Annotated in this window: 17 protein-coding genes and 1 other annotated feature; of the genes, 13 read left to right on the forward strand and 4 right to left on the reverse strand. The window is 45.3% G+C overall.

The window, feature by feature from the left end:
• Positions 1-51: 51 nt before the first annotated feature.
• Positions 52-2,613: a hypothetical protein gene (locus tag QNH28_RS07960; RefSeq protein WP_283910901.1), complete on the reverse strand. Its 2,562-nt coding sequence runs from the start codon at positions 2,611-2,613 to the stop codon at positions 52-54.
• Between the two features lie 269 nt (positions 2,614-2,882).
• Positions 2,883-3,168, forward strand: a binding site (T-box leader).
• A 60-nt stretch (positions 3,169-3,228) separates the two neighbouring features.
• Here QNH28_RS07960 and pheS point away from each other — a divergent pair.
• The 3 genes from pheS (at position 3,229) to QNH28_RS07975 (ending at position 9,316) form a co-directional block, all read left to right on the forward strand.
• The gene (gene pheS, locus QNH28_RS07965; protein WP_076120826.1) at positions 3,229-4,263 is read left to right on the forward strand and encodes a phenylalanine--tRNA ligase subunit alpha; all 1,035 of its coding nucleotides are present in this window, start codon (positions 3,229-3,231) and stop codon (positions 4,261-4,263) included.
• A 351-nt stretch (positions 4,264-4,614) separates the two neighbouring features.
• The gene (pheT, locus tag QNH28_RS07970) at positions 4,615-7,059 is read left to right on the forward strand and encodes a phenylalanine--tRNA ligase subunit beta (RefSeq protein WP_283910902.1); all 2,445 of its coding nucleotides are present in this window, start codon (positions 4,615-4,617) and stop codon (positions 7,057-7,059) included.
• 199 nt (positions 7,060-7,258) lie between these two features.
• Entirely contained in the window at positions 7,259-9,316 is a 2,058-nt protein-coding gene (locus tag QNH28_RS07975) for a hypothetical protein (protein ID WP_283910903.1), read from the forward strand.
• A gap of 138 nt (positions 9,317-9,454) precedes the next feature.
• On the opposite strand, the gene QNH28_RS07980 is transcribed toward QNH28_RS07975, so the two are convergent.
• A complete protein-coding gene (locus tag QNH28_RS07980) occupies positions 9,455-9,835 on the reverse strand; it encodes a cupredoxin domain-containing protein (RefSeq protein WP_283910904.1) in 381 nt (126 codons plus the stop codon).
• Positions 9,836-10,342: 507 nt separating this feature from the next.
• On the opposite strand from QNH28_RS07980, the gene QNH28_RS07985 reads away from it, so the two are divergent.
• The gene (locus tag QNH28_RS07985) at positions 10,343-11,191 is read left to right on the forward strand and encodes a GGDEF domain-containing protein (protein WP_283910905.1); all 849 of its coding nucleotides are present in this window, start codon (positions 10,343-10,345) and stop codon (positions 11,189-11,191) included.
• A 69-nt stretch (positions 11,192-11,260) separates the two neighbouring features.
• On the opposite strand, the gene QNH28_RS07990 is transcribed toward QNH28_RS07985, so the two are convergent.
• Entirely contained in the window at positions 11,261-11,608 is a 348-nt protein-coding gene (locus tag QNH28_RS07990; RefSeq protein ID WP_036683548.1) for a phage holin family protein, read from the reverse strand.
• Between the two features lie 152 nt (positions 11,609-11,760).
• On the opposite strand from QNH28_RS07990, the gene QNH28_RS07995 reads away from it, so the two are divergent.
• The 3 genes from QNH28_RS07995 (at position 11,761) to QNH28_RS08005 (ending at position 15,331) form a co-directional block, all read left to right on the forward strand.
• Complete coding sequence (locus tag QNH28_RS07995; RefSeq protein WP_283910906.1) at positions 11,761-14,127, forward strand: endonuclease MutS2; 2,367 nt, start codon at positions 11,761-11,763, stop codon at positions 14,125-14,127.
• Between the two features lie 31 nt (positions 14,128-14,158).
• Positions 14,159-14,578, forward strand: a complete 420-nt coding sequence (locus QNH28_RS08000) for a DUF350 domain-containing protein (RefSeq protein WP_042125581.1) — start codon at positions 14,159-14,161, stop codon at positions 14,576-14,578.
• Positions 14,579-14,791: 213 nt separating this feature from the next.
• A complete protein-coding gene (locus QNH28_RS08005) occupies positions 14,792-15,331 on the forward strand; it encodes a hypothetical protein (protein WP_283910907.1) in 540 nt (179 codons plus the stop codon).
• Between the two features lie 91 nt (positions 15,332-15,422).
• On the opposite strand, the gene QNH28_RS08010 is transcribed toward QNH28_RS08005, so the two are convergent.
• The gene (locus tag QNH28_RS08010; RefSeq protein WP_283910908.1) at positions 15,423-16,646 is read right to left on the reverse strand and encodes an NAD(P)/FAD-dependent oxidoreductase; all 1,224 of its coding nucleotides are present in this window, start codon (positions 16,644-16,646) and stop codon (positions 15,423-15,425) included.
• A 177-nt stretch (positions 16,647-16,823) separates the two neighbouring features.
• Between QNH28_RS08010 and QNH28_RS08015 the strand changes: the two genes are divergently transcribed.
• The 6 genes from QNH28_RS08015 (at position 16,824) to QNH28_RS08040 (ending at position 20,844) form a co-directional block, all read left to right on the forward strand.
• A complete protein-coding gene (locus QNH28_RS08015) occupies positions 16,824-17,057 on the forward strand; it encodes a spore coat protein (protein ID WP_042186181.1) in 234 nt (77 codons plus the stop codon).
• Positions 17,058-17,087: 30 nt separating this feature from the next.
• Complete coding sequence (locus QNH28_RS08020) at positions 17,088-17,477, forward strand: spore coat protein (RefSeq protein WP_283910909.1); 390 nt, start codon at positions 17,088-17,090, stop codon at positions 17,475-17,477.
• Between the two features lie 260 nt (positions 17,478-17,737).
• Positions 17,738-18,238 (forward strand): Lrp/AsnC family transcriptional regulator, encoded by a 501-nt coding sequence (locus tag QNH28_RS08025; protein ID WP_060625226.1) that lies wholly within the window; start codon positions 17,738-17,740, stop codon positions 18,236-18,238.
• Positions 18,239-18,251: 13 nt separating this feature from the next.
• Positions 18,252-19,472, forward strand: coding sequence for an aminotransferase class I/II-fold pyridoxal phosphate-dependent enzyme (locus tag QNH28_RS08030; RefSeq protein WP_283910910.1), 1,221 nt, complete (start codon positions 18,252-18,254; stop codon positions 19,470-19,472).
• A 315-nt stretch (positions 19,473-19,787) separates the two neighbouring features.
• A complete protein-coding gene (locus tag QNH28_RS08035; protein WP_283912083.1) occupies positions 19,788-19,976 on the forward strand; it encodes an aspartyl-phosphate phosphatase Spo0E family protein in 189 nt (62 codons plus the stop codon).
• A 301-nt stretch (positions 19,977-20,277) separates the two neighbouring features.
• Positions 20,278-20,844 carry a cob(I)yrinic acid a,c-diamide adenosyltransferase gene (locus tag QNH28_RS08040; protein WP_283910911.1) on the forward strand — a complete coding sequence of 189 codons (567 nt, stop codon included), beginning with the start codon at positions 20,278-20,280 and terminating at the stop codon, positions 20,842-20,844.

Raw genomic sequence — 20,844 nt, forward strand, 5'->3', positions numbered from 1 at the left:
TTCCTCCATAGATCATCAAATTTCTTAACACAGGCCACCCTCGCATTCCTACTAATTGCTGGATGGATTGCTAGCACCTGAATCGGTGTTTGAAGCGGAATTGCTGTTTGAAGTAGTAGATGCCGCCTGATAAGTGACAACATAGGTTTGTGTTCCCACCAGATTTCGATGACCTTGGAATTCGTCGTATAGATTCAACCGGATCGCACCGCCACCTAGTGTTTTGTAAAGATTGCTTGTGAATGTTGTGGTGTACGACTTGAAGTTACCTAATGGTAGATCTGTGCCAAGCGTTAATGTCTTCTCCATTGTTTGTCCGATGGGGTCGATCAGCTCTAGTACAAGCTTGTGCTCATAGGTGCCTGATTCGTAAAGCGTGCTGCTTGACAGGTTGTAGGTTAGTACAGTACTGAGCGTATCTTTACCACCAGTGACGGTGGCGACTGCATTTGTGACGGATAGGGTATAAGGGAACAATTCTATCTCCAAAAGATTCCCCTTTGACTCCACCGCAACATTATTAAGTCCCAGTGACACCGTATTGATATACCCCGTTGATTTCCCGCCAGGAGCCGTAAGCTTTCCTTCGGATACCCCTTCACCGATATAAAGAACAAGCTGAGAAGGATCTACCCCAAGTGGAAGCTTAGTCCAAATGGTAATCAGATTTTTCCCGTTAGGGCTCATGGAGGTTGTGGACTGGTTGACCTCGGCGTCGTAATATTGATTGTCTGGCGTTTTGTAATAAGCTACGAGTTGAGCCTGCTCCGATTTACGTGTTTCCTCACTGTTCATTTCCAGTTCTGTGTACATGATATTGGAGCTCGTACCCTGATAAATCGTTGTCCGGCGCTCTAACACTTCTGCCTTTTTACTTTCAAGCTCAATATGGAAGGAACTTAGTGCTGCAACTTCCTGAACACGGCTGTCTAACTGATTTGTACTTAATGAAAGAAAATTAATTTTGCTTTCGCCGGAGGTTTCTTGCAGCGTTATTTTTAATTGATTGAACTGATAGGTGTAAGGAACATTGGCCACGACATAAATGTCTGCGGATTCATTTGGCCCGAGAATGGTTTGCGTGCTTTCTGTGACGACTTGGGAAGTGCTGCTAATATCACTCTCACCAGCTTTAATGACACTTGTAAACGCCGGAAGCTGCACAGAGGTCGATTTCGTGTTGCGAATATTGATTTTAGCTACAAGCTGATCTTTGTCTGCCCAAGGTAGCCGCTGAATGTTCTCAAGCTTGACAGCAAATGTACCGTGACTGTTCTCCACCGCATATTCTGTGTCCTGCCAATTGTTAGTTTGCAGTGTGTAAGGAATCTGATAATAGGCAGTAGGAAAAATAATCTTACCCTCAACAGCGGGCTCAGTCATTTGCAGCTGCAACGTTCCTTGATTAATCGTTAGTGGAACGTCTACGCTGAGCTCGATCATTTTTTCTTCCAGCGGCTTGAGTGTTAGGTTAGCAAAAGCCTTTGTGTCCACCGGAAAGCTATATCCTTCAGTGGCTTTAACGGCAAACTCGTAAGCTGGCAAAGTCATCGCCTTGTTGCCGCTATTCTTTACTCGGAACTGCAGCGTCCACTTCGCGGTGCCGTTGTCGGCATAGACGTTAGCGCTTTTTAACTGCGTCTCGACAGTATTACTGTTGATCGTAAGCTTCTTGATGACATTGCTGGCTACGACAAGATTTGGTGTGGTAGCAGCAGGAAGGTTATAGGTGACGATGGGCAACGCTATTTTTAATGAGGTATCTTCTCCAGCAAACTGCAGAGTCATATTGTCTGTCTTCATATAAGAGGGGATTTCCGTCATGTAGTAGATCGTCTTTTTTTCCTGTGGCTGTACTTTGTAGTTACTGCTCGCATCATCAAGCGTCAGTTCAAATACAGATCCTCCTGCGGATGCGAGGTATCCCTTAAGTCCAGGATCACTTAGCACTTTGGTTCCTTGATTGGTTAAGCTCACACCTACTTTGGCGTATACCTTACCGTTATATTTGTAAATTTGCAGACTTTCCGTTTTGGTTGTTACAGGCTGATTATTCAAGGTTATCTTTTTACTCTGGCCTCTAGCGACCGCTTGTGAAAAAGCTGTAGGCAGGGTGAAGGTCCCCAGCTTCTTTTGATAGTCGGTACTGCTAAAATCCCAACTGAATACTGAAATCTTAACTCCATTTAAAGATGTGGATTTACCGACGTTTACGTAATAGGTTACGGATTGACTGCTTTTGGAGGGGATGGATTTGATGGTTGCACTGCTGGTTACTGAGCTTCCTTGGATAACCGTTCCTCCGGCAGTAGTTACCTTAGAGAAATAGTCCACAAGATTGATACTGCTTCCGCTCCCATTGTAATAGCTGAGGGTGTATGTAAGAATATTGCCGCCATCCTGAGTTAAAAAGCCAACATCGCTCAGCTTCACGCTAAAGTTGCTCTTTAAAGCTATCGAGCCGAGTTTATCCAGAGTGGATACGGTGGTGGTAGTTGCTGTTTTGTTCGATGTAATAGTCGTTGATGCCGCGTATGCTCCATACGCTGAAGCTTGACTCAGAACTGCTGCGCTAAGCATGAGCACAGCTACTTTTGTTCTTCGTGCATGCATGTAATTCCCTCCCGGTATAAAAGTCCTTGTACTATGAAGGTGGTGTATGATTGAGTACAACCATGCCTTCTTAATAATGGAAATTATCAAGCTCCGCTGAACGTTAGCTGAAAAAAAAGCCCCAAAATGGTGCTGAACCTTAAAGCCAGCTTAAAGCCAGATAAAAATTGCCCTAAATATGCTTGAGCTTGTCAAAACGACAGATTTTGCATATAATAAATAGACATATCTCTTGCATAAAAGAGATACCTGACAATTAGATTGAATTGTGAAATGCAGTGATGGAGAAGAGTACACAGTGCCTGACTTACAGGGAGGAGACGCCGTTGATTGAGAGCGTTTCTAGGAAACAGAGCTGTCGAAGTTCACTCCGGAGCAGTTCCTTGAATTCCTTAAGATTGCCTTGTAAGGAAGCGTAGGGGAAACCGGTCGCAGACCGTTATTTCTGTTAAAGTGAGATAGGTATCTGTCCAGCCAAAAGAGGGAATGAAGCTCTTAAGGGGAACAGATCAGCTTGTCTAACAAGGGTGGTACCACGGTCTTTTCGTCCCTTACCGGGAGGAAAGGCCTTTTTTTGTTGAACTAGACAATGATTGAAGGGGGCTGTACACGGCCATGAAAGAGAAGTTGGAAGCATTGAAGGTTGAGGCGCTGGCTAAGTTGCAGGAGGTTATGGATCCACAGGTTCTGAATGACCTGAGAGTGAAGTATCTCGGTAAAAAAGGCGAGCTTACAGAAGTTCTACGTGGTATGGGAGGACTTAGTGCTGAGGAGCGTCCGGTTATCGGGCAAGTAGCAAATCAGGTACGTAGTGCCATTGAGGAGATTATTGGAGCAAAGCAAGAGGCTTTTCAACAGCAAGAGACTCAGCAACGTCTGCAAGCTGAAAAAGTAGACGTAACCCTACCGGGTCGCCGCATGCAGCAAGGGGGCATTCACCCGCTTAGCAGAGTGGTTCAGGAAATCGAGGATATTTTCATTGGTATGGGCTACCGTGTGGCTGAAGGTCCGGAAGTGGAGACCGATTATTATAACTTTGAAGCCCTAAATCTGCCTAAGAATCACCCGGCACGTGATATGCAGGATTCCTTCTATTTGACAGATGACCTGCTTATGCGCACTCAAACGTCTCCGGTACAGATTCGTACTATGCAGGCGATGAATGGTGAAGTTCCAGTTAAAATCATTTGCCCGGGTAAAGTATTCCGCCGCGATGATGACGATGCAACGCATTCCTTCCAGTTCCATCAAATCGAAGGTTTGGTTATCGGCAGCAACATTCGGATGAGTGATCTGAAAGGTACCCTGCAACAATTCGTACAAGAGATGTTCGGCCCGAATACAGGCATTCGTCTTCGTCCGAGCTTCTTCCCATTCACTGAGCCAAGCGTTGAAGTGGACGTAAGCTGCTTCAAATGTGGCGGCGATGGCTGCAGACTGTGTAAGCAAAGCGGATGGTTAGAAATCCTTGGTGCGGGCATGGTGCATCCAAATGTTTTGAAAATGGGTGGCTATGATCCTGCTAAATATAGCGGCTTCGCATTCGGAATGGGTGTTGAGCGGATTGCTATGCTTAAATACGGCATCGATGACATCCGTCATTTCTATAACAATGATATGAGTTTTGTAAAGCAGTTCAAGGGCGTTTAGATTTTTGGTGGGCGAGCTGGCTTGCGGGTTAGGAGAAAGTAAGAAAGTAGGAGTTAGATTGCCGATCTTGCTTAATAAAAGACTATTTATAGAAGGAACGGAGAGAAATTTTGGAACTGTAGAAGCGCCAGCGTTCGCCTATATCCTCGGATTTCTACCGCGAGAAGCGGTTTTAATCAGGAAATCTGAGGATAACAGCGATCGGAAGTCCAATATTTTTCGTAGTGACTGCTCTAAATAGGACGGGTATGAAGCTTTGATCGAGTAATCCTAAATCGTACTACTCCCACAGGAAGCAGATCGAACGGCAAGTAGATAAATACATCTGAAACATAAAGGAAGTGAGCGGACATGAAAGTATCAACCGGATGGTTGGCTGATTATACATCGATTGAAGGAGTAACCGCCGAGAAGCTAGCGGAGAAGATTACCGCTGCCGGCATTGAAATTGACGGAGTAGAGCGCCGCAATAAAGGGATTTCCGGCATTGTAACCGGCTATGTGAAATCGAAAGAAAAACATCCTGATGCGGATAAGCTGAACGTATGTATCGTGGATGCAGGTCAAGGTGAAGATCTGCAAATCGTCTGTGGCGCAAAAAATGTGGCAGCGGGACAAATCGTTCCTGTAGCTCTTGTTGGCGCTAAGCTGCCAGGACTGGATATCAAAAAAGCGAAGCTGCGCGGAGTATTATCGCAAGGGATGATCTGCTCGGCTAAAGAATTGGGACTCAATGATAAATTGCTTCCTAAAGAGCAGCAAGAAGGCATTCTTGTGCTTCCTGAAGGCACAGAAATCGGTCAAGATATTTCAAAGCTGCTGGGACTAGATGATGAGATTCTGGAATTCGATCTGACTCCGAACCGTTCAGATTGCCTAAGCATGATTGGGGCAGCTTATGAAGTGGGCGCGATTCTTGGACGCGACATCAAATTGCCTGATCCAGCAAGCGAAATGATTGAGATTAGTGGGGCAGCTTCTAATTCCATTTCCGTAAAAATTGAGAATGAAGAACTCTGCAGTCATTATGCAGTTCGTTATATCTCAGGCGTGAAACCAGCAGCATCACCACTGTGGATTCAGAATCGTCTGATGGCGGCAGGGATTCGTCCGATTAACAATATCGTGGATATCACCAACTATGTGATGCTCGAATACGGACAGCCGCTTCATGCTTTTGATGCAGATAAAATAGAAGGCGGAGAACTCGGCGTTCGTCTTGCTCATGAAGGTGAAGTCCTGACTACACTTGACGGTCAAGAGCGGAAGCTAGAGCCGCATATGCTCGTTATCGCTGATGGAGCTAAAGTAGTAGGTCTGGCCGGAGTAATGGGTGGCCGGGATACGGAAGTTACTGCTGAGACGGTAAATATCGTTCTGGAATCCGCTAAGTTTGACGGAGGAACCGTTCGTAAAACCTCGCGTCAACTGGGACTTCGCTCGGAAGCATCGCTTCGTTTCGAGAAAGAAGTGGATCCAAATGCAGTGATCCCTGCATTGAATCGCGCTGCAGTACTTATTGCGCGTTATGCTGGCGGATCTGTGCATGAAGGAATTGTGCAAGCAGGAACAGTCGGAGGAGAAGAGAAGGTACTTACTTTGTCCTTGGAGAAGCTGAACCGTTATCTCGGAACAGATCTGTCCTTGCTAGAAGTGAAGACATTGTTTGGTCGTCTACATTTCAAATGCGGGGATACCGCACAAGGATTGATCGAAGTTCAGGTGCCAACTAGACGTGGCGATATCAGCTATGATGTTGACCTTATCGAAGAAATTGCTCGTTTGTACGGGTATGACAATATTCCAACGACTCTGATTGAAGGAGTTACAACACCAGGCGCATTAACGCATAAGCAATCGCTCCGTCGTGAACTGCGTCGCTTGTTGGCGCATGGCGGTTATCAGGAAGTGATGGGTTACTCCTTCATCCAGCCGAAACAAAGCAAAATGTTCCCTGAGTTATCTGAAGGCTCACAAGCGGTTAAATTGGCGATGCCAATGAGTGAAGAACGCAGCGTATTGCGAACTAGCCTTCTGCCACAGCTTTTGGATATTGCTAGCTACAATACTAACCGTCGTCAAAGTGACCTAGCGTTGTTTGAGATTGGCAATGTCTTCTTCACAGATGAAGAACAGTTGACTCGTCAGCCGCGTGAACTGCCGGTGCTGGGACTGTTGCTTAGTGGTAGTCTAACAGTGAAGCAATGGAACGTTTCTGCACAGCCTGTCGATTTCTTTGATTTGAAGGGTGCGCTGGAATCAGTATTTGCTTATTTGGGTCTCACAGACAAAATCATCTACGAGGGAGATAGTCCAGAAGGGTATCATCCTGGACGTTCCGCGTCGGTATATTTAGTTGGAGACGAGGGTCGTGTGAAGATTGGAACTATGGGCCAGCTTCATCCGGAACTGCAAAGAGAGCTTGATCTAGTGGATACTTATGTAGCTGAGATTCTATTGCAGCCGTTGTATGATAACACGCACAGCCGTCTGCAATATAATGAGCTTCCACGTTTCCCGGGGATGGAACGGGATATTGCCGTAGTTGTAGATTCAACTGTTCCAGCGGGTGATCTGCTAGCTTCCATTCGTGCAAACGGAGGAACTTTGCTGCAATCCGTACAGGTATTCGACGTGTACACTGGTGGCAAGTTAGAGAGTGGAAAGAAGAGTATTGCGATCTCACTCCTGTATCGTCACGGTGATCATACATTGACAGATGAAGAGGTTGGAGAAGTGCATGATAAGCTATTATCGTCTCTTCAACAAACTTTTGGTGCAGAATTAAGAAAATAGCAGGAATTGTGTAAAGCCGCAGCGAATCCATTTAGAAACTGAGATTCACTGCGGCTTTTTCTGGGTAGAGTGAAATGCGGAGGATATCAGCGAGAATCTATTGAATACAAGGGATTTTGCCAAATGCTTAAGAAAAAAGCTACAATAGAAAGAGTAAGACTAGCTTAGAATCCGCACACATACAAAGGAGGGCACAACTGTGGCTATGGACCGGACTCGTGTCGCCGTGGAGATATACGGAACTTCCTATAAACTCGTCGGAAGCAGCACTGAATATATGAAACAAGTGGCCCGTTATGTTGACGAACATATGCGCTCGATTTCTAAATCACACAACAGACTGGATACGCCGCGTATAGCGGTGCTTGCAGCAGTACATATGGCGGAGCAGGCTATTCAGGTTCAGGATTTTAAAAATGAACTCAACATGATGACTGGTGAACGCAGTGAACTGCGATTGGAAGTATCTCGCCTGCTGGAGGTTCAGCGGGAGCGACAAGAAGAATATGAACGCCTTGAAGCGGCGGCTAAGGAAGAAGCTGAACGACTGATTGCTGCGGTTGAAGAAGAACGCAAGCGTCATCTGGAAATTCAGGAGAATGAGCGCAAGGTACATGCGAACCAGCTTCAGGAGGCAACCCAAGCGGCTGAAGCCGCGCGAGAGAAGCTGGAAGAGGAACTGCTTGCACGTGAGCAGGAGCTGCAAGCACTGCGAGCAAGCTATGAGGCAGAACAGGCTGCTATTCGCGAGAATCATCGAGAGGAACTAGCAACTGCTGAAGCCATCCGTCTACAGCAATTGGAAGAGCAGAAGGCGGCGCATTTGCAAGAGCTGGAAAATACTCGTGAGACGCTGATTAAGGAGAAGACAGATACATTGTCTGCTCTGGAGCTTGAGTTAACCGAGACCAGATCAACATTAGAGAAACAGCTTGAGGAAACCAAATCAACATTAGGTAAGGAACTCGAGGAGACTAAGCTGACACTGGGTAAGGAGCTTGAGAATACGACAACGAAGCTAGGCAAGGAACTGGCTGAAGAGCGGGAAGCTTTACAACGGGAGCTTGCTAAGAATAAGGAACTTCGACAGTCGCAAGGTACTCAGGAACATAGACATAAGCAAAGCATTCAAGAGCTCGAGAAACAGCTGGCTGAGCTTCGTGGTGGTACAGGACAACTTCAGTCTAGACTCCGTGCGGCTGAAGCCAGTCTTAAGAGTGAACGGGATGCTCGACAGACGCTGCTTGGACAATATGAAGCGGTGGTTAAACGCGAAGAACAGCTCAGTGAGGAGCTGCGTACGGCTACTGAGCTAGGCACGCTGTTGAATGATGAGCTGGAAGAATTGCGCCAGCGTTATCAGCAGTCTCAGAATGAAACATCAGAGCTGCGGAAGTCACTACAGGAAACGAGTGACAATCTGCACCGTGCTCAGGAAGAACTCGCTGGTTCTATGGCAGAGGCAGCAAATTGGCAGGAGCTCTCGGATAAACGGATGGAAGATATTAGTGAACTTGAAATGAATCTGCTGGAGACCGAAGAGAAATCATTGGCACTTCAGAAGGAGATTGAGATCCTACGTGGTCAAGCGGATGGATTAGTACAACAGTTAGACCGGGAAGCTCAGCTTCGTACGGATGCAGAACACGAAACTGCAGCACTCCGTGAACAAGGTGGACAGGTTCAGAAGGAACTGTCTGCACTTCGGGAACGCTATGAGGAACTAATCTCTCAATATGATGAAGTTCTGCAAGATGGAGAACGTCTGCAGGAAAGATATCAACTGCTGCAGGAAGAAGGCGAAGAGACAGCTCGACGCTTAGAAGAATTGTCTGAAGCTAGTCTTGAGGCTGCTGCTACCGTTGCAGAGCAGCAGGATGTTCTGAGGGAAGCAGAGGCGTACGGTGCTTCATGGAAGCATAAGTACGAGGAGTTATTCGAGCGGCAGCAGCAGTGGAGTGATTTGGAAGCGAAGCTGCGCGAAGAGATAGATATTTGGCAGCAGGAGGCCGGTGAGGCTGAGGCGAAGCAGGAATCTATTGAACGTGAACGCAGTGAGGTGCTTCAGCAGCTTGGTGAGGTCGGCGAGAACTATGAACTGGCCCAAGGACAACTTCGTCTGCTGCAGGCCCAGTTTGAGATGCATCAGAATGAGCTTCAGAAGATGACAGATGAGCATCGTAACCTTCAAGAGGAATATGCCAAGCTTCAGAATGAATATAATGAATGGATTCAACTGATCGAACAGGATAGTTGAATGTCGGATGCAAGGAAGGGCTGTACCTGATGAGTAGAGAGATCTATTTCAGGTCAGCCCTCTTTGTCTATGATTTAGGGTAAATAAATAGCCGGTCGTCAGGGTGATTCCCTAACGATCGGCTATTTAATGATTCATCTATTCCACAATGATTTTTGCGTTCATGCCGCTATGTCCGGAACCGCACATAATCGAACAGGTCATTTCGAATGTGCCAGCTTCCTCTGGAACAATTACTTTCGAGGACTTTTTGCCATTAAGCTGGAGTTCGAATTCAGGAACAAGGATGCCGTGATTGCCGCTATCGTTTTTAAAAATAATTTTGACGGGCACACCTTTTTTTAAATGGTATTCTTCTTGATCAAAACTGTAATTTGTAGCTGTAATTATGAGTTCGGTCTCTGCTTCGATTTCCGGTTCCAACTTGTTAGCATTACCAGCAGCGCTATTATTGCTGTTCCCGCAGGCCGTAAGTGCTATAACGAACACAATTGAAAGTAGAATTGCAACTCTCTTCATAATCTTTATCCCTCCCAAGAAGTCCAAGCATAGTGAAAATGTGACAATTATGTAGACATCATAACTTAAAATTTTAGTAAGCGCTTTGATGAAATGTGAATAATCCGTGAACAAGGGAGACTGTTCAAATTTTGTCGTAAATTGCAAAAATATGATGAAAATATAACTAAAATTTATTATAATGAAAGCTATTACATTAACGTATAAAAGTAGGGGATACATATTTCAAGTATTAACGATACCTTAAATACGGAGGTTTGGCACCGTAGAATCTTAAAAGGTTATTGGATGTTAGTTATTCTTTTATTAATATCACAGTTGCTGTTTTTGTCGAATATTGCCAGACTCCAAATAAAAACAACCTTGACCACGAATCTATGGCATTTATTTATTGCCTGTAATTTACTAATTGTCATCCTTATGATTACTGCGGAGCTGTGGCTTCGTTATAGTAAACATTCCCCTAAATATGGGGTGGTAAGTTGTGGGTTTTTAGTGTCCTATCTTATGTATTTTGTATTAGAGCCTTTTGTTGATGGTGCTCAGATGACGCTCATGATGCCGATTATGGTCGCTCTTATATATTTTGATCGTAAGCTCCTGTTCCTAATGGGGTTATTTAGTATTGTGTTTTACGCCGGGGTCTATTTTGGGTTGGAACGGCCATTCTTACATAAACCGCTGCTTGAATTCTTGGTGGTAGAGTGCGTATTCATGGTATTTGTACTGATGGCTATTGCAGTAATTATTCGTGCTCGTGAAGCGCGCATTAATTTAGAGAGATTAACGAAGGCGGGCCAAGATCTAATGGTAGAGAGGGCTATTTCGGATAAGCTGCTGAAGATAGACGCACTCACTGGACTATATAATCATAAAACCTTCCATGAATATCTGGATACATTATTGGAGCAATGTGAAAGTAACAATCTCAACTTACAGCTAGCTCTTTTCGATATTGATAATTTCAAACTGGTTAACGATACATACGGACACTGGGTAGGTGATCTTGTTCTAAAGGCGGTTGCGGACAAGGTTGGAGGCATGATTGGACTTAATGATTTTGCAGCCAGGTATGGTGGTGAAGAATTTGCAGTGATTTTTACGGACAAAAGTTATCCCGAGGCTTATAAAGCTGTAGAGGAACTGCGGGTCAACATTGCTCGAATAGAGCATTTGCACGCTGGGAACAAGCCGATTACCGTAAGTATTGGAATATGCGATTATCAGCTTGGAGATGGGAAAGAGCTTCTCTTTCGTAAAACGGACAAAGCGCTCTATACCGCTAAAAAGCAAGGCAAGAACAGAGTGGTCAATTGTGCTGAGAGTCATGAAGAGGAGATTGTGTCTTTTACATAAAAACAACACAGAACCCTTATTCCTGGAAAAGAACAGGGAATAGGGGTTCTGTGTTGTGGATAACATTCGTTACTTTGCTGCCTCAAACGGCGTGGATACCGGCAAGAACAAGTCGATAATCCCAATGACCAGAGCTGCTAAGATGGCACCCAGAATGGATACGCTGACACCGCTGACTACGAACTGGGCGACCCAGATAACCACCGCACTGACAATAAAGCCAACGATACCGCGACCGAAGGGCGTTGCTTTTTTGCCGAAGATTCCTTCGACTACCCAGCCGAGTAGCGCAATCACCAGTGCAAGGATTAGAGCGCTCCAGAACCCACCAACCGTGAACTGTGGAACAATCCAGCCTACAACCATCAGGACAAGCGCTGCGACCACAAAACGACCAACATGACTTAAGAAATTCACTGTACTAACCTCCTTTGGCCCATGCTAAGGATATGTGCAGTTCTTATTGTGACCTTATTACGTGATTCTATGCTTAAAAATAAGACCCAAATAGCGAAATTCACCTGAATTCTGTATAATGGAAACATCTATGAAGGGAGCTGTGACTGTAATTGGACGACAAAATTTTGCATACGCTTGAATATCGCAAGATTTTAAATAAATTAATGCAATATACGCAAACCCCCATGGGGAGATTGGCTGCGGAGCAGCTAAGGCCCTCCGGCGATTTCGAAGGTGTGAAGAAGCTGCTTCAAGCCACGGATGAAGCGGCTAATGTGGATCGTCTGAAGGGCATTCCTTCATTCGGTGGGATAAGCGATATTCGAGCGGCACTAAAACGTGCCTCTATAGGCGGAATGTTGGGAACAACTGAACTGCTGGCAGTGGGAACTACCATTGGCGGCGCACGAAGAGTCAAAAGATTCCTGGCAGCCATGCATGAGGAGGAAAAGATTGAATTCTTATTTTCACTCAGCGATGTTTTGTCGGAACAAAAACATGTAGAAGATGCCATACGTTTATGTATAGACGAGAACGCAGATGTACTGGACACAGCTAGTTCTGAATTGGCTACGATTCGTCGTGAATTGCGCGGAGGAGAGACCCGAATTCGTGAGAAGCTGGATTCCATGATTCGTTCTTCTTCCGTTGCTAAAATGCTGCAGGATCAGCTGGTAACCATTCGTGGAGATCGGTTTGTTATTCCTGTAAAAGCGGAGTATCGTGCGCATTTCGGTGGTATCGTACATGATCAGTCTGGATCAGGAGCGACATTATTTATCGAGCCTGAGTCTATTGTGGCGATGAATAATAAGCTGCGTGAAACACGGCTGCGTGAAGAACGGGAGATCGAAATCATTTTGCACAGGCTGACAGCGCTTGTAGCTGATATAGCCGAAGAAATGACTTATGATATCGATATTCTTGGCGAGCTTGACTTCATCTTCTCCAAGGCGCGTCTTGCCCGAGATATGAAGGCTACTCAGCCTCGTATGAACGATCGCGGATATTTGAAGCTGCGCAAAGGACGCCATCCACTTATTCCCGCGGAGCATGTTGTTCCTCTGGATGTGGAGCTGGGGAACCAATACAGCTCTATTATTGTAACTGGACCGAATACGGGTGGTAAAACCGTTACACTCAAGACCATTGGACTGTTGAGTCTCATGTCGATGTCTGGTTTGTTCATCCCTGCAGAAGAAGGTAGTCAAATGTGTGTGTTTGATGCCATTTATGCAGATATTGGGGATGAACAGAGCATTGAGCAAAGTCTGAGTACGTTCTCCAGCCATATGACGAATATTATCTCCATTCTGCGTAGAATGACTCCCAAGAGTCTTATTCTGCTTGATGAAGTGGGTGCAGGAACGGATCCGGCAGAAGGCTCCGCGCTGGCCATTGCTATTCTGGAGCATATTCACCGAACGGAATGCCGTATGGTCGCTACCACGCATTATAGTGAACTGAAAGCTTACGCTTATGAGCGTAAAGGGGTCATTAATGCCAGCATGGAGTTCGATGTTCAAAGTCTCAGCCCTACCTACCGTCTGCTGATTGGTGTTCCTGGACGAAGTAACGCCTTTGCAATTGCAGAGCGATTAGGTCTGCCAGGCGCGATTCTGGAGCATGCACGTGGCGAAGTGAAGGAAGAGGATTTACGTGTAGAGCATATGATTGCCTCTCTCGAAGAGAATCGTCTTGGAGCGGAACAAGAACATGAGCGTGCAGAGAGCATCCGCCGTGAAGTAGAAGAACTACGCAGCAGACAGCAGCAAGAGCTTGAGAAGCTGGAAAGCCAGCGGGACAAACGACTGGAGAAAGCGGAGAAAGATGCCAGCGCAATCTTAGAGAAAGCGCGTAAAGAAGCGGAAGAAATCATCAGTGATTTGCGCCGTTTGGCTATGGAAGAAGGCGCTTCTGTCAAAGAGCATAAGCTGATTGAAGCACGTAGACGTCTAGATGATGCGGAACCTTCACCGCGTAAGAAAGCCGCTACTCGTAAGCCCGCAAAGGCTCCACGGACGATTGGTCCTGGTGATGAAGTGAAGGTAGATAGCTTAAACCAAAAAGGTTTTGTAGTGGAATTAAGCGGCTCAAAAGAGGCTGTAGTGCAGTTTGGGATCATGAAGATGAAGGTAAGTCTGGATGATTTGGAATTGCTCTCTTCGAAAGGAGCCGCTGCACCAACACCCCTTCGGCAAGCAACAACCGTTAAACGCTCTCGTGATGAGAATATTCGTAGAGAGCTGGATTTACGCGGTACGAATCTCGAGGAAGCGATTATGGAGACGGATCGTTTTATTGATGAAGCCTTCTTAGGCAATCTGGGTCAAATTTCCATCATTCATGGTAAAGGCACAGGTGTGCTCCGCACAGGAATTCAGGAATATTTGCGTAAACACAGACATGTTAAGAACTATAGGCTTGGAAATTATAATGAAGGCGGCGCAGGCGTAACAGTAGCTGAGCTGCAATAGCGGGATTGCCCGGCAGAAAGAGGGGAAAAGTGTGCAAGGAGATATTGATCTTTTGCTGGGTCATCCGCTAGGTGCCTTGCTTGGCTACTTTGCAGTAGCAATTCTTGGGCTTGTTGTATTTCTGTCTATTTTTGAAATGGTAACGAAATATAATTGCTGGGAAGAAATTCGCAAGGGGAACTTGGCAGTAGCTATGGCTACTGGCGGCAAAATCTTCGGAATTTGTAACGTGCTGCGTTTCAGTATTGAATCAGGTGTCTCCATTTATGAGACGATGAAGTGGTCAGTCGTCGGTTTTTTACTGCTGCTGCTTGCCTATTTTTTATTTGAATTCCTAACCCCTGTGTTCTCTATTGATGAGGAGATCGCTGCGGATAACCGAGCTGTTGGGCTAATAGCGATGCTGATCTCGGTTTCATTGTCTTATGTGATCGGTGCAGCTATATTCTAAAAAATAGATAGTTTTGCACCTCCCTGCAAAGGATTCTAGATGAATCTGGACAAGCTTTGAAGTGAGCAGCTCCACTTTGTGGGGTATTAGGAGGATATCATGAAGATTCTTACCCGAGTTCTGTTTGTGTCAGCCATTGCTTTTATAGGAGCCGGTATTATTTATTTAATGATGAACTAAATTTAAAAGTGAAGTATGAAGGAGATTATAAAGATGGAAACAACTGTGTGCCCTTGGTGTCATACTGAAATCGTATGGGACGAGGAATTCGGACCCGAGGAAAATTGTCCTCACTGCAACAATGAACTTAGCGGGTATCGTACGGTTACTGTAGGGATTGACGGTATTGAAGAAGAGGAAGAAGTCGTAGAAGAACCTAAAGAAGAGGTTATTAATGATGATGATCTCTGGGGAGACGTCGACAAAGACAGTATAGTTCCTATCTACAACACGCTCAACCAATTCGGTGAAGATTATGATTTGAATAAGTATGAAGAGCGTGTATCAGCTATCTTAGCGATTCAGGAAGAAGCTCCGGAATGTACACAATGCCATGAACTGACAATCCTTGCTGGGAAGCAGCTTGTTAACAATTTTGAGCCGTCTGCACCGGCTACATTGGGTGGATCTGTATTAACATCTCCATTCTCTCTTAATGTTTATGTGTGCCCTTCGTGTTTCCATGTACAGCACAGTCTAGCGCAGGAAGACCGTATTCAGCTTGTACGTAATCTGAGTACCGATAAAGGATAAGTATCCTCATAAAAAGCTTAGCCCTCTTATTAGTAATAAGAGGGCTAAGCTTTTTTTTAATTTCTCAATTCTGTTTATTCAGGTCCGTATTCTAAGATGGAGAAGGTTTAGCCGATCGTGTCAATGAGAATAGATCAAGCTCCAGTCGATGTTTACCCGCAATCGTATCTGTTAATAACTCCGCAGCAATCATGCTGTACACCGTCCCATTGCCTCCATAGCCCTCTATGAAGTAGCAATGAGGGAACTTGGGATGAGGACCAATGTAAGGCAGTCCATCACGCGTAGAGCCAAATACAGCTCCCCAGGAGTATTCAATCTCGACGCCTTTGATCTCAGGAAACAAAGCTTCCAGCTCTTCCAGTAACCGTTGACTCTGTGAAATCACTCTGACATCACGGCGCTGCGGATCCGTCAACGGTTCATCTTTACCTCCTGCAATAATGCGTCCCTCCGGTGTTGTCCGAAAATACAAATACGGTCGGGCGGTTTCCCAGAGGAGGCTACGCTCATGCCACTTGGGGAATTCCTTCAGAGGCTTGGTCATCACAGCATACGTATTGATCAGCTCAGCGCCTCGGTCCTTTTTAAACTCCTGCGTTTCATAACCCATTGCAAAAATAACCTTCTTCGCAATAATACGTCCATTCTCTGTGTGGCAAATCACCCCATCTTCAGTAAACTCATAGTGTTTGGCCTCGGTTTGCTCATATACGTGTACACCATTCATTGCTGCCTTGGCGATCAGGCTGTGAACCGTCCGGAAAGGGTTCGTTTCTGCATCACTGCGTGAATAAAGCGCAGCTGGTTTAGAAAAAGAATACACCGAAGCTATTCTTTCTTCATCCCAGAATTCAGAATCGAATCCGTGAGCAACGAGATTCTCATATTCTTCTCGCAGAGCAGGTACATCCTGGGGTGTACTGGCATATAGAAGGCTGCTGCGAGGAATGATCTGGGGATCAATATCTAGCTTGGCTGGCAGATCCAGAATATTTCTAACCCCTGCTTGGCATAGCTGATAAAAGAGCAAGCCGTTCTTTTCTCCAAAAGTGTTCATACATGAGGTTAACGATTTATCGTTAGATATCTGTAGTAAACCTGTGTTGGCATGTGAGCTTCCGCTTCCGACTCGTCTTTTTTCGATCAGAACAGCCTCAGCTCCGCTTAAAGACAAGCGATAGGATGCCATTGCTCCACCCATTCCAGCACCTACAACCAGGCAATCACAGTAAATGGTATTCTCTAGCGCAGGATAAGTTGGTGGGTCTTGTAAAGTACTTTTCCAAGGTGGGGTGCCGCTATTTAGTCTCATGAAAATGATCGCTCCTTCATTTGTTCCATAATTTAGTATGGGCGGCATTTTACCGTCTCATTCGCAGCATGTTCTTATTTCTGTCATAACTCTCTAGTGCTGTTGGGCAAATAAATGGTGTGCTTTGGCGGTATACTAAAGCCTGTTTGGATCAACTACAAGGAGGGACTACAACTCATGCAATCAATGCAAATGCAGGCACTAAGTGGAAAAGAATTGGAATATATCGCAGACTCCATCTCTAATGAGGACTTGCTTCTTAAGCAATGTGCGGCTACCGCCGCGACAACGCAGAATGAGCAGGTCCGACAAGTTTGTTTGCAGCATATCCAAAATCACACGCAGCACATGGATACACTCACTCAGTTACTCCAGCAGCATCAACAGTACGCACCAACAAGCCCACAATAATTGCATTATTAATCTTAAGGAGGTTATAAAATGAATGCACAGAATCCAGCAGCATTTATGCCAGATGAGGATTTAATGAACACCATTTTGTGTGATTTGAAGCGGACGGTTCGTGAGTATGCGACAGCTGCTACGGAATCGGCATGTCCAGCGGTTCGCCGGGTCTTTAATGAGATGACCATGAACACGCTTCGACTTCAGGGCGATCTGTATACGCATATGTCCCAAATGAATATGTATCCTGAGCCTGCAAAAGCATTGCGCCAAGATGTGGACAAGCAGCTTCAAACTGCACAGCAATTGCAACAAAAATCAGGTCAGTTCGTGCAGCAAAAAACAGGTCAATCCGGATCTATTGCTCACAATGCGAACAGTCACCTTCATTCGAATGGACAACATCAACCGTCTCATTTAATGTAACCAAGATGGTTAGCGGATGAAGCATCCTGCCACATAACCTTAAGGCTGACGCCCGTTTATACCGAGAGCTCCGGTATAAACGGGCGTTTTTTGTATAAAAATCCATTTAGCTGAGTAAACCTAGTCTTCTATGCGGATATCATATGGGGTTATTTTGTTTGCAGAGATGCTCAATTCGTGTCATATTAGTATTAAACTCTTTTCGCGGGGCGACGCATGAATAGCGCAACGTCATTTGCGAACTATCCGGAGGGGAAGGCATGAAGGAAATGAACGAACTAAAGAGGAAAGTGCTGGAACTGCTTAAAGAGGACGCGAGAAGATCTACTGCACTCTTAGCTACGCTACTTGGCGCGGAAGAAGAAGACGTAAAGACGGCGATTGGGCAATTAGAGAAAGATCATGTAATTGTTAAGTATGCAGCCGTTGTAAACTGGGATAAAGTGGATGATGAGAAGGTGACTGCGCTGATTGAGGTGCAGATTACACCCGAACGGGGTCGCGGCTTTGAAGGCATTGCGGAAAGAATTTACCTGTATCCACAAGTGAAATCCGTGTACCTGATGTCAGGTGCCTACGATCTCCTGGTAGAAGTGGAAGGCCGAAATTTACGTGAGGTGGCCAATTTTGTTTCCGAGAAGCTGTCTCCAATTGATTCAGTACTCTCAACTAAAACGAACTTTACCCTTAAAAAATACAAACAGGATGGGATCATCTTCGAGGAGCATGAGGAAGACAACCGTCTGATGATCTCTCCATAAAGGAAGTAATCATATGATCACGAATAAAACGCAGCTAACTGGAGAAGACAGCAAATCTATGAATTCTTATTTGGCCCCGCTAGTACAGCAAATTCAGCCTTCGGGTATTCGTAAGTTTTTTGATCTGGCTGCAGGCAGCAAGGATATTATATCACTTGGAGTCGGGGAGCCTGATTTTAAGACCCCGTGGCATGTCAGAGAGGCTTGTGTCTATTCGCTGGAAAGAGGGTTTACGGGGTATACATCCAATGCAGGTATGCCCGAGCTACGGGAGGGAATTGCGAATTATTTGCACACCCGTTTTGCAGTGGAATATGATCCTGCTAATCAAATTATAGCAACGGTCGGCGGAAGCGAGGCTATTGATCTGGCTTTGCGTGCATTGATTACACCGGGCGATGAGATTCTCATACCCGAACCTTGCTATATTTCCTATTCGCCGATAACGGCTATTGGCGGGGGAATTCCGGTAGGTATTGAAACGACTGGAGAGAATAACTTTAAGCTTACAGCAGAGAGTTTGGAAGCCAAGATTACTCCGCGCTCCAAAGTTCTGATTCTGTGCTACCCGAGTAACCCAACCGGAAGTGTGATGACCCGAGAAGATTGGGAGCCGATCGCCAAGGTTGTAGAGAAGCATGATCTTATTGTAATTTCGGATGAGATTTATGCGGAATTGACTTATGGAATTAATCATGTAAGCTTTGCCGCACTGCCAGGTATGATGGATCGGACGATTCTGGTCAGCGGCTTCTCCAAGGCTTTTGCCATGACTGGATGGAGAATGGGTTATGCTTGTGGTCACCCAGATTTAATCTCCGCTATGCTTAAGATTCACCAGTACACTGTGATGTGTGCTCCTTCTATGGGCCAGGTGGCTGCACTTGAGGCACTGACCAATGGAATGGAAGAGAAGGATCGAATGGTTGATTCGTATAACCAACGGCGGAGGCTGATTGTTAAAGGTTTGCGTGATGCCGGACTGGAGTGTCATGAACCACAAGGTGCATTTTATGCTTTTCCTAGCGTGCGCAAAACGGGACTGACCTCTGATCAATTTGCACAGCGATTATTGCTTGAATATAAGGTAGCAGCTGTACCTGGAAGTGTCTTTGGATTAGGTGGTGAAGGATACCTGCGCTGCTCTTATGCTACGTCAGTATCTCAGCTGAATGAAGCGATAGAACGCATTGGTGCTTTTGTCATACAATTGGAACGAGAGAGAATGGAATAGAGAAAATTGGACTATAGCCTATCCCATAAACCTATGGTATTATTTTACTTTGAGAGTAATTAGCCCCTATAATAGAACTAACAAGGATGTATTTTACTCTGGAATTAAGCGTTGCTTTGAAGTTGCTTTTATTACTTTAATGATATTTTGTGGCACGCGCTCAATAATACTTTAGGCTTATGCTTCTAAAGCGAGTTTTGTACAAAGCTCTTACGAGAAGCAATGCTGTACAAACTTTTAGGAGGGATGATTGTGCTTAGTGCCGATTATTACTTACCTTCCTATGGAGGGCAATGTTATTCTGGAAGTGGGAAACTGTCCGCCAAGGGTGATGCTTCTGCTCGCATACTCTCTCTGGAAGATGAAATTAGAATACTCCGTGCCAAGATGGAGCAACTTTTTTTGCAGGAAAAATCATTCACTTCAGATAATGTGATTGAAATTAGCAGTTTACTGGATCTCAAGATAAATGAATACATGAAGGGGCGTCCAGTTGGAAAATAACGTCGCTACATGCTGTTAAAGAGGACCCTAGGGTCCTCTTTTTGTTGTTCCTTTTTAAGCTCACAACTCGCAATATTGCAGTCACTATTGGAGAGAATATGTTTAAAATAGATTCCTCGGGCAATAGTCTTAACTTCATTAAGGACAACATGGCGTAGGCCGTTTACTAAATTCATAGAAATGTGGACTAATGGTGGTTATCTTGTGTATACTCTTAATTTGCCTTCTTTATTGCCTTCCTTATAGAAGAAAGCTTAAACTATCAGTATATGATTTCAAGAATGGATGGGAGGCATGAGCCATGGCGATTTATACACGTACGGGTGATGCAGGTCAGACCTCGGTAATTGGTGGCCGGGTTGGCAAAGACGATGTTCGTGTCGAGGCCTATGGAACGATTGATGAACTGAATTGCTTTGTAGGGCAAGCATGCAGCCTGATGGAAAGTGATAATTTCGACGATGTCCGCGAACAATTGCTAGAAATTCAACACGAGTTGTTTGATTGTGGCACAGATCTAGCATTTGTTAAGCTTGCTGACGGTGGTCAATATATGGTAACAAATGAGATGGCTAAACGGCTGGAAGGTTGGATTGATGCTCTACAAGAGGAGAATCCGCCGCTTGAGAAATTTATTTTGCCAGGAGGCAGTCAGTTGGCTTCCGTTCTACATGTTTGCCGTACGGTATGTCGGCGTGCGGAACGTCGGGCGGTTACCTTAGGACGAACTGCGGACATTAACCCGGAAGCGGTTATTTATTTGAACCGGTTATCGGATTATTTCTTTGCACTGGCAAGAACGGCTAATACACGGGCAGGGATTACTGATGTAGAATACATCCGTAGTAAAAAGGTGTTCCGGGACTAA

The organism is Paenibacillus sp. G2S3 (assembly GCF_030123105.1).
In the GTDB taxonomy this organism is placed as follows: Bacteria; Bacillota; Bacilli; order Paenibacillales; family Paenibacillaceae; genus Paenibacillus_AQ.

What these genes read in the sequence shown, in the direction of transcription:
- QNH28_RS07960 (WP_283910901.1), bottom strand. Translation starts at nt 2,613, where the DNA reads ATGCATGCACGAAGAACAAAAGTAGCTGTGCTCATGCTTAGCGCAGCA.
- pheS (WP_076120826.1), top strand. Translation starts at nt 3,229, where the DNA reads ATGAAAGAGAAGTTGGAAGCATTGAAGGTTGAGGCGCTGGCTAAGTTG.
- pheT (WP_283910902.1), top strand. Translation starts at nt 4,615, where the DNA reads ATGAAAGTATCAACCGGATGGTTGGCTGATTATACATCGATTGAAGGA.
- QNH28_RS07980 (WP_283910904.1), bottom strand. Translation starts at nt 9,835, where the DNA reads ATGAAGAGAGTTGCAATTCTACTTTCAATTGTGTTCGTTATAGCACTT.
- QNH28_RS07985 (WP_283910905.1), top strand. Translation starts at nt 10,343, where the DNA reads ATGTATTTTGTATTAGAGCCTTTTGTTGATGGTGCTCAGATGACGCTC.
- QNH28_RS08005 (WP_283910907.1), top strand. Translation starts at nt 14,792, where the DNA reads ATGGAAACAACTGTGTGCCCTTGGTGTCATACTGAAATCGTATGGGAC.
- QNH28_RS08010 (WP_283910908.1), bottom strand. Translation starts at nt 16,646, where the DNA reads ATGAGACTAAATAGCGGCACCCCACCTTGGAAAAGTACTTTACAAGAC.
- QNH28_RS08015 (WP_042186181.1), top strand. Translation starts at nt 16,824, where the DNA reads ATGCAATCAATGCAAATGCAGGCACTAAGTGGAAAAGAATTGGAATAT.
- QNH28_RS08020 (WP_283910909.1), top strand. Translation starts at nt 17,088, where the DNA reads ATGAATGCACAGAATCCAGCAGCATTTATGCCAGATGAGGATTTAATG.
- QNH28_RS08025 (WP_060625226.1), top strand. Translation starts at nt 17,738, where the DNA reads ATGAAGGAAATGAACGAACTAAAGAGGAAAGTGCTGGAACTGCTTAAA.
- QNH28_RS08030 (WP_283910910.1), top strand. Translation starts at nt 18,252, where the DNA reads ATGATCACGAATAAAACGCAGCTAACTGGAGAAGACAGCAAATCTATG.
- QNH28_RS08040 (WP_283910911.1), top strand. Translation starts at nt 20,278, where the DNA reads ATGGCGATTTATACACGTACGGGTGATGCAGGTCAGACCTCGGTAATT.